8 protein-coding genes are annotated in these 5447 nt (G+C 64.5%); 2 read left to right on the forward strand and 6 right to left on the reverse strand.

Annotated elements, in window-relative coordinates; all coding sequences use genetic code 11:
• The coding region (locus tag EN780_RS26725) for a DUF4424 family protein (protein ID WP_128275788.1) at positions 1 to 723 on the reverse strand (723 nt) is incomplete at its 3' end.
• Between the two features lie 221 nt (positions 724 to 944).
• Here EN780_RS26725 and cobF point away from each other — a divergent pair.
• Complete coding sequence (gene cobF / locus EN780_RS26730; protein WP_128275789.1) at positions 945 to 1718, forward strand: precorrin-6A synthase (deacetylating); 774 nt, start codon at positions 945 to 947, stop codon at positions 1716 to 1718.
• A gap of 24 nt (positions 1719 to 1742) precedes the next feature.
• Here cobF and EN780_RS26735 read toward each other — a convergent pair whose 3' ends face one another.
• From EN780_RS26735 to modA, 4 genes are all read right to left on the reverse strand, one after another.
• Positions 1743 to 2084, reverse strand: coding sequence for a winged helix-turn-helix domain-containing protein (locus EN780_RS26735; protein WP_127283649.1), 342 nt, complete (start codon positions 2082 to 2084; stop codon positions 1743 to 1745).
• Positions 2085 to 2163: 79 nt separating this feature from the next.
• Entirely contained in the window at positions 2164 to 3276 is a 1113-nt protein-coding gene (gene modC / locus EN780_RS26740; protein WP_128275790.1) for a molybdenum ABC transporter ATP-binding protein, read from the reverse strand.
• Positions 3273 to 3977: a molybdate ABC transporter permease subunit gene (modB, locus tag EN780_RS26745; protein ID WP_127394346.1), complete on the reverse strand. Its 705-nt coding sequence runs from the start codon at positions 3975 to 3977 to the stop codon at positions 3273 to 3275. The genes modC and modB overlap by 4 nt, the downstream gene beginning before the upstream one ends.
• 16 nt (positions 3978 to 3993) lie before the next feature.
• The gene (gene modA / locus EN780_RS26750; RefSeq protein WP_189556756.1) at positions 3994 to 4791 is read right to left on the reverse strand and encodes a molybdate ABC transporter substrate-binding protein; all 798 of its coding nucleotides are present in this window, start codon (positions 4789 to 4791) and stop codon (positions 3994 to 3996) included.
• Positions 4792 to 4954: 163 nt separating this feature from the next.
• On the opposite strand from modA, the gene EN780_RS26755 reads away from it, so the two are divergent.
• Positions 4955 to 5161 (forward strand): molybdopterin-binding protein, encoded by a 207-nt coding sequence (locus EN780_RS26755; RefSeq protein WP_127283647.1) that lies wholly within the window; start codon positions 4955 to 4957, stop codon positions 5159 to 5161.
• A gap of 57 nt (positions 5162 to 5218) precedes the next feature.
• On the opposite strand, the gene EN780_RS26760 is transcribed toward EN780_RS26755, so the two are convergent.
• Positions 5219 to 5447: thymidylate synthase (locus EN780_RS26760; RefSeq protein ID WP_245500151.1), on the reverse strand; the 229-nt coding region annotated here is incomplete at its 5' end.

Consider the following 5447-nt stretch of genomic DNA (forward strand, 5'->3'; position numbering starts at 1 on the left):
CTCGAAACCATCGTCCATGCAATAGCGGGTCTTGTAGGTCGCGTACTGGCCCTGGAACTGGCCGTCATAGAAGAAGCTGACCGACGAGGTTCTGCCGACGCTCGGCTTGTAGCGGTGCGAGACATGCACCGCCTTGTTGGCGGGGAAGGTCGAGCGCCACCAATAGGTCGAGCGCAATTGCCAGAACGGCGCGTAGACGGTCTTCATCCCCGAGCCGTCATCGGCGGTATCCTCGATGATGATACCGCGGTTTTCCCAGTCCTCGGCGACCTCCTTGGGAAGCTTCGCCAGCGCCGCCTTGGCCGCGTCGCCGAACGGATAGAGCGGCACGTTCTGCGCCTTGAGGTCGGCGCTGATGTCGATACCCAGCGCAAAGGCCTTCTGCTCGAGTTGCAGCTTTGCGTCGACGCCGTCGATCGTCACTTCGAAGCCGAGGAAATTATCGCTCTGCGCTTCGGGGATCGCCGGCATCTCGTTCGGGTCGCCTTCGATGTCGGGCATCGGGAAGGCAACGATGGCACTGACGTCCTTGTCGGTGTTGTTGCGGAAGACATAGTCGACCGTGACCTTTTCCTGCGAGATGAAGAGGTCCTCGCTCTCCATGGCGACGGCGTCGCTGCGCGACAGGATCAGTCCCCCGGTTCCGAGTTCTGCGATCGAATCGTTGGCCAATGCCGGCGCGACCGACAATGCCAGCGCTGCGGTCAGGATAGTGCGGAACATGAACCCCCCTCTTGGCGGCAGAGCCGGCACTGGCCGGATGCGCGCCCACATCTAGAGCAAATCCAGGAAAAGTGGGTAGCGGTTTTCCGCCCGGACTTACGCAAGACAAATAGCTAGAGCAGTTCGGCGTTTCCACCAAACGATGGCCATTCGGCGGCCTTGCCGGTGCTTGCTTCACGCTTGTCTGGACACCGGCTTCCCGATCGGGCAGGAGAGCGCCCATGCGCAAGCTTCTGGTCATCGGCATCGGCGCCGGCAATCCCGAACACATGACGGTCCAGGCCATCAACGGCCTGAACCGGGCGGACGTCCTGTTTATTCCCGACAAGGGCGCGACAAAGAACGATCTCGCCCAGTTGCGCCGGCAGATCTGCGACCGCTTCGTCACCAACCCGAAATCGCGCCGGGTGGAATTCGAGGTGCCGGTGCGTGCCGAGCCCTCACCTTCCTACCGGGCGACGGTCGATGACTGGCATGAAGCGATCGCCGCAATCTACGAAGGCCTGATCCGCGACGAGCTTGCCGAAGATGGTTGCGGCGCTTTCCTGATCTGGGGCGACCCCTCCCTCTACGACAGCGCGCTGCGCATCCTCGAGCGGGTGCGGCAGCGTCGCAATGTCGAATTCGAACTCGAGGTTATTCCGGGCATCACCGCCGTCCAGGCGCTGGCTGCCGGCCACAAAATGGCGCTGAACCGCATCGGCGATCCCGTGTTGATCACCACCGGCCGCCGCCTGACGCAAGAGGGCATGCCCGGCAACGCCGGCAGCGCGGTCGTCATGCTCGACGGCAAATGCGCCTTCAACACGCTGGACGACGACAACCTCGTCATCCATTGGGGCGCCTATCTCGGCACGCCCGACGAGATCGTCATCTCCGGTCGCCTTGGCGACGTCGGCACGGAGATCGAAAGGGTCCGCGAGGAAGCCCGGCAAAGCAAGGGCTGGATCATGGACACCTATCTGCTGCGCAAGCCCGGCGAGCCTGAGGAATAGAGACCACCCGGAACGGGGCGGCGCTCAGCCCGCATCGATCTCCGCTTGCAAGGCCTCCATATGCTGCGCCGCCGCGGACGCTGCCGCCCGTTCTATGGCCCGGAAGCGGCAGACGACCGCCAGGCCGACCGCGGTCAATTGCGCGCCGCCGCCCTTCTTGCCGCCCGTCTGCGCCGCGACCAGCGGCTTGCCAAACACCCGGTTCATGTCCTCGACCAGGTCCCAGGCATGCTTGTAGGACATCTCCATGCCGCGCGCCGCGGCCGAGATCGAGCCGAAGGCGGCGATCTGCTCCAGCAGCTCAATCTTGCCCGGCCCGATCCGCCCGTCGGGATCGAGATTTATCCGCAAGCTCAGCGATGGCATCCCTTGTCCTCCGCGATCAGATTAGCCGCTCGGCAGCCCAATCGCTATTCCAAACCAACATAGCGACATTGTCCTTTCGTCACCCATCGGCCTCGGCCGGCAGCCCTGGTCCCGTCGTCGCGCTGTCGAAGCTCACCGTCTTGATCACCGCGAAGACCCTGCGGCCGAGCGCAAGGCGCAGCGTGTGCTTCGACTGTTCGGTAATGCGCGCCAGCACGATGGCGCCATTGCAGTCGATGGCGATCTCCACCGTCGGGCCGAGGCCCGGCCTGACCGCGGTGATCGTTCCCGCCAATATATTGAGCGCGCTGAGGCCCACCGGCTCTTCGGTCGCGATCATGACGTCGCGGGCGCGGATGCGCAGCCGCACTGGCGTCCCGGCCGGCCGTGCCAGGCGCGGCACGCGGATTTCGCCGGCCGGCGAACCGAGCACCGTCATGCCGAAGCTTTCGTCATGGCGCAGCACCCTGGTGTCCAGCACCGCGCCGCCCTCGCCGCGCTCTTCCGCCGGCAACAGGTCGAGCCGCTGCATGATCGCCCCGGTCGGGCCAGCGGCCGCGACCTTGCCTTGCGACAGCACCACCACGTCGCTCGCCAGCCGCGCCACTTCGGCGACGGAATGGCTGACATAGACGATCGGGATCTTCGTCTCGTCGCGCAATCGCTCGATATAGGGCAGGATCTCAGCCTTGCGCGCCTCGTCGAGCGAAGCCAGCGGCTCGTCCATCAGCAGCAGTTTCGGGCTGGCAAGCAGCGCCCGGCCGATCGCCACGCGCTGCTTCTCGCCACCCGAGAGCTTGGCCGGCCGCCGGTCGAGCAGATGGCCGATGCCGAGCAGCTCGACCACCGCGTCGATGTCGGCATAGCGCTCGGAGGCCGGCGTGAACCAGCGGCCATAGCGCAGATTGCCGGCGACGCTCATGTGCGGAAACAGCCGCGCGTCCTGGAACACCATGCCGATCCGCCTCTTGTGCATCGGCACGAACACGTCGGATTGCGTATCGACCAGCACGCGGCCGTCGATGGCGATCCGCCCCTTCTCGGGACGGATCAGCCCGGCGATCAGGTTGATCAGCGTCGACTTGCCGGAACCGGACGGCCCGAACAGCGCCGTCAGCCGACCGGCGCTTTCGAAACTGGCATCGATCTCGAAATCGCCAAGCCGGTGGCCGATGTCGACGAGCAGCGTCATTCGATGTCCATCCGCCGGCCGACGCGCCGCGCCAGCACTTCCGACGCCACCAGCGCGGCCATCGAGATGACGATCGAGATCAGCGTCAGCCTGAGCGCGCCGTCATCGCCGCCCGGCACCTGGGTGAAGGTGTAGATCGCCGACGGCAGCGTCTGCGTCTCGTTGGGGATGTTGGAGACGAAGGTGATTGTCGCTCCGAATTCGCCCATCGCCTTGGCGAAGGCCAGGATGGATCCGGCGATCAGGCCGGGCAGGATCAGCGGCAGCGTGATGGTGATGAACACCCAGAGCGGATTGGCGCCGAGCGTGCCGGCCGCCGCCTCCATCCGGCGGTCCACCGCCTCGATCGACAGCCGGATCGCCCGCACCATCAGCGGAAAGCCCATGACGCCGCAGGCAAGTGCCGCACCCGTCCAGCGGAAGGAAAAGACGATGCCGAAATGCTCGGCCAGAAAGGCGCCGGCCGGCCCCCGCTTGCCGAAGGTGAGCAGAAGGAGGTAACCGGTCACCACCGGCGGCAGGATCAGCGGCAGGTGCACCAGCCCGTTGAGCAGCGTCTTGCCCCAGAACTTTCCCCGGGCAAGAACCAGCGCAATCAAGATGCCCGGTGGCAGGCTGAAGAGCATCGCCACCGTGGCCACCTTGATCGACAGCCGGACCGCATTCCATTCGTCGGGAGTGAGGTCCAGCAGCCAGTTCATGCGTCGGGACGCTGCCTTAGTTGGAAGGCGCCAGGATGGTGAACCCCTGCGCCTTGAAAAGGTCCGCCGCCTTGGCGGATTCGAGGCATTTCAGGAATGCCGGCGCATCCTTGTCCTTCGAATCGGCGGTCTGGGCAACCGGGTAGATGATCGGCGGATGCGAATGCTCCGGGAAGGTGCCGACCACCTTCACGCCTTTTTCGGCATGCGCGTCGGTGGCATAGACGATGCCGAGCCCCGCCTCGCCGGTCGACACCAGCTTCAGCGCCGCGCGCACATTCTCGGCCTGCGCCACCTTGCTCTCGACCGAGGGCCACACGCCCAGCGATTCCAGCGCCGCCTTGCCGTATTTGCCGGCCGGCACCGCCTTGACATCGCCCATGGCGAGCTTGCTGTCGCCGATCAGCTTGGCGAGGTCGAAACCCTTGTCGATCTTGGCCTCGACCTTGGAATCCTTCGGCGCCACCAGCACGATCTGGTTGCCGAGCAGCTTCACCTCGGTGTCCGGCTTGGTCAGCTGCTTGTCCGAGAGATACTTCATCCAGTCGAGGTCGGCCGAGATGAAGATATCGGCCGGCGCGCCGCCCTCGATCTGCTTGGCCAGTGCCGAGCTTGCCGCGTAGGAAATGGTCGCCGCCTCGCCGACATCGGCCTCGCACGCCTTGTTGACGCCATCGAGCGCCTCCTTGAGGCTGGCCGCGGCAAAGACGACCACCTTGTCCTCGGCATGGGCGGCGGGTGCGGCGGCCATCAAAAGTGCGGTCAGCCCGCCAACAGCGAAGGCCTTAAGTCCGAAATCCGTGCGCGTCACCATGAAACTCTCCCCGGGGGTTTGAAAATCCATTCGGCTCAAAGCCTGCCGATCGATATATCCGCACGAATATAACAAGGAAAGAGCTTTCGCGACCACTGTCGTTGTCAGACAGGATTTTCCCAGCCTACGATGGATTTCAGCCAACACAGCGAAGGAGCCCTCGATGAAGATCAGCGCCCGCAATATCCTCAAGGGAACGATCGTCGAGATCGTCAAGGGAGCCACCACTTCGCATGTCCGCATCGATACCGGCGGCGCCATCGTCACCGCCTCGATCACCAACGAAGCGGTTGCCGACCTCAAGCTCGAAAAGGGCAAGCAGGCCTATGCGGTGATCAAGGCCTCGGATGTCATGGTCGGCATCGACTGACCGGAAGCGCAGGAAACCGCCGGTCGCAGTCCGGCATCCCCTGAATACCCACACTCCTTAGACGGCGATCGGCGCCTTGATGGTCGCGTCGGCGAAGTAGTTCTCGAGCCGGAAATCCTCGAACCGGAAGGCGAAAAGGTCCTTCACCTCCGGATTGATCCACATCGTCGGCAGCGGCTTCGGCGTGCGCCGCAACTGCTCGCGCGCCTGCTCGAAATGGTTCGAGTAGAGATGCGCGTCGCCGAGCGTGTGCACGAAATCGCCGGGCTTCAGCCCGGTCTCCTGC

Source organism: Mesorhizobium sp. M4B.F.Ca.ET.089.01.1.1 (assembly GCF_004022605.1).
Classification (GTDB): Bacteria; Pseudomonadota; Alphaproteobacteria; order Rhizobiales; family Rhizobiaceae; genus Mesorhizobium; species Mesorhizobium abyssinicae.

What these genes read in the sequence shown, in the direction of transcription:
- EN780_RS26735 (WP_127283649.1), bottom strand. Translation starts at nt 2,084, where the DNA reads ATGCCATCGCTGAGCTTGCGGATAAATCTCGATCCCGACGGGCGGATC.
- modA (WP_189556756.1), bottom strand. Translation starts at nt 4,791, where the DNA reads ATGGTGACGCGCACGGATTTCGGACTTAAGGCCTTCGCTGTTGGCGGG.
- modB (WP_127394346.1), bottom strand. Translation starts at nt 3,977, where the DNA reads ATGAACTGGCTGCTGGACCTCACTCCCGACGAATGGAATGCGGTCCGG.
- cobF (WP_128275789.1), top strand. Translation starts at nt 945, where the DNA reads ATGCGCAAGCTTCTGGTCATCGGCATCGGCGCCGGCAATCCCGAACAC.
- EN780_RS26755 (WP_127283647.1), top strand. Translation starts at nt 4,955, where the DNA reads ATGAAGATCAGCGCCCGCAATATCCTCAAGGGAACGATCGTCGAGATC.
- modC (WP_128275790.1), bottom strand. Translation starts at nt 3,276, where the DNA reads ATGACGCTGCTCGTCGACATCGGCCACCGGCTTGGCGATTTCGAGATC.